The 2,632-nt window shown below is 60.6% G+C and carries 1 protein-coding gene and 1 pseudogene; both read right to left on the bottom strand.

Annotated elements, in window-relative coordinates; all coding sequences use genetic code 11:
* Nucleotides 1-186: 186 nt before the first annotated feature.
* Nucleotides 187-1,086 carry a polysaccharide deacetylase family protein gene (locus CER19_RS05290; protein ID WP_116665633.1) on the bottom strand — a complete coding sequence of 300 codons (900 nt, stop codon included), beginning with the start codon at nucleotides 1,084-1,086 and terminating at the stop codon, nucleotides 187-189.
* 85 nt (nucleotides 1,087-1,171) lie between these two features.
* Nucleotides 1,172-2,419 (bottom strand): annotated as a pseudogene (locus CER19_RS05285) (OprD family porin); the annotation flags it as partial.
* Nucleotides 2,420-2,632 lie beyond the last annotated feature (213 nt).

The raw sequence follows: 2,632 nt of genomic DNA, 5'->3' as shown, positions 1-2,632 counted from the left end.
AGCCTGGCGGAGTCAGTGTGGGATGAGTTGGGTGTGGAGTCCCGCCAACAAGACTGAATGTGAAAGGCGATCACCTGTGGGAGCTGGCTTGCCTGCGATTGCAGCGACGGGGTCTGACTGAGGCACCGTGTTGTCTGCATCGCAGGCAAGCCAGCTCCCACAGGGGATCGTCATAGGTTTAAGGTATCAGTGGGAATCAGCATCCCACAGCCAATTCCACACCCCCGGCAGATGCACCGGCTCGTTTACATCTTTGACCGTACGGGCCAGCGCTGCGAGTTCCAGCGCGGCGTGGTCGGTATAGAACGGCTCGGCAGCGGTCTTCAAGCCGTTGACCCGCGCGCTGTCCATCAGGATCTGCAAGTACTCCTGCATATGCCGCGCGGTGTAGCGGTTGATGTCATGGAAGGTCACCACCACCGGGATCACCCCCTCCACCGTCGGCAGCTCACCCAAGGCAATACGTTCGCGCACCACCGACAGTTGCCGATACAGGTTGGCCCGGCGACGCGGGCTGGCGTTGAAGCCCCAGATCTTGCCGTCATTGGCACTCAGGTCCGTCAACAGTACCTGCATGCCGTGGCGCTGGTAGGCGGCGAAGGTGCGCTTGTCGTAGTTCCAGAAGGGCGGGCGTACCAGCACGGGGGGCACGCCCGTGATGGCGGCAATGTCTGCGGCCCCTTCGGTAAGGGTGTGTTCCAGGGTGGCATCGTTCAGCCAGCGATGATTGGTGTGAAACGCCGTGGCGGTGTGAAAGGCCAGGACATGGCCAGCGACGAATTCACGTTCCATGGTCTTGCGGCCCCGGGAACTGCCGCCTGCGCGAGCGGCTTCGGTTTGCAGGAAGAACACCGCCTTGATCCCTGGCAACACCGGGTTATTGGCCAGGTCGGCCACTACCGAACGGCTCGGGTTGTTGTAGCCCGAGGCGCTAGGGCCATCGTCGAAGGTCAGCAAAAAGCGGATCGGCGCCTGGGCCAGCAGGCGTTGTTCGGTCTGTGGCGTCAGGGCGATGGGGGCGCTGATGCAGCCCCCCAGGCTCAAGGCCAGGGCAAACAGTGCGATTGCTGTAGCGAAGGATTTCATGCCGTGCAGGGCCCGAGTAAAGGCCGCTGCAGGGGGGATCAGCAGCGGCAGGCGCGCACCATACAGTAAGTGCTGCGCCGGGGTACAGCAGACTTATCGGATAGCTGACGATCAACCGGTTTTCATCAAATTCATTGTTGCTGTAGTCCCTGCGCATACTGGAGTTGCGCCAGCGCACGTTGAGGTTTTTCAAGGTGCCGCTCTGCACCGTATAGCCCACTTCGGTCTCGCGGCCCCACTCCTTGCCGTCGGTGATAGTGCCGGTGTGCACGTTGCTGCCGCTGATGTAGCGGTTCATCAAGGTCAGGCCTGGTACGCCGAGGGCGGCGAAGTTGTAGTCGTGGCGCACTTGCCAGGATTTTTCCTCGGCGTTGTCGTAGCTGGAGTTGTAGCTGTCGTTGGCCAGGGTGCCGCCGCTGGTGCCGTTGACGCGCATCCACGCGCTGTTGCCGGTGAGTTTTTGCAGGCCAACGTAGAAGGTGTTGCCGCCGTACCTGGCCGAGAACAGGCCGGACCAGGTTTTGTTGTCCAGCTCTCCGGCGCGGGCGCTGCCGTCGTCCTTGCCGTAAAAAAAGCCCAGGTTGGCGCCCAGGGTCCAGTCGCCCACAGGCTGGCTGTGGATCAGGTTGAGATACTGCTGGCTGTAGATGTCCTTGAGCTGGGCGTTCCACACACCAACCTGGGTACGCTTGTCATTGAACGCGTATTCGGCACCCTGAAAGTTGAAGCGGTCGGAGGTAAAGGCGGTTTTGCCGAACATCGACATGTCGCTCATGCTGCCGTCGTCTCGCGGGCTGTTGGCGCGGAATTGGCCGCCGTAGAGAGTCAGGCCGTCGATTTCCTTCGAGGTGATCTGCCCACCGCGCAGGGTCTGTGGCAGGGAGCGGCCATCGTCGGAACGCAGGATCGGCAGCACCGGCATCCATTCGCCCATCTTCAGCTCAGTCTTGGATAAGCGCGCCTTGAATGCCACGCCCAGCCGGCCAAATTCATCGGCTGGCCGACCGTCATGGTCCAGCGGCAGCAACTGCGTGCCGCCCGTGCCACGCCCGCCATCGAGCTTGAGCGAGTACAAGCCCAGCACATCCACACCAAAACCTACTGTGCCTTGGGTGAACCCGGACTTGGCGTCGAGGATGAAACTTTGCGTCCACTCCTGCGCGCCACCCTGGGCCTTGGTCGGATTGGTGTAGTTGCGGTTGAAGAAGAAATTACGCAGGTTGAGGTTGGCGCTGGCGTCTTCGAGAAAGCCGTGATCCTGGGCGAACACGGGCAGGGCAGAACTGGCGACAGCAGCCGCCAGCAACAGCTGGCGCGGTTGGAAAGTGCTCATGGTGTGAACCCTGTCTTCTATAAACCTTTCCCAGCCCCCCAGAACCCACCCCACCACGTGTGCTCCTTTCTGCTTTAAAAAAAAAAAAATGAAAATACAAAAAAGAACTATCTCTAAAACAAGAATCTCGCCACTCTACAATCCCTTCCGACCATACTATCTCCCACCACGCCTGCATTGCGCCTCGCACAATAGAACAGTCGCGTCACCCCG

The organism is Pseudomonas sp. GL93, from assembly GCF_003408955.1.
GTDB lineage: Bacteria > Pseudomonadota > Gammaproteobacteria > Pseudomonadales > Pseudomonadaceae > Aquipseudomonas > Aquipseudomonas paracarnis.
The sequence above is the reverse complement of the archived record's forward strand: the minus strand, read 5'-3'. Positions and strand labels throughout refer to the sequence as shown.

Excerpts from the sequence above, each read along its gene's own strand:
- CER19_RS05290 (WP_116665633.1), bottom strand. The coding sequence starts at position 1,086 with ATGAAATCCTTCGCTACAGCAATCGCACTGTTTGCCCTGGCCTTGAGC.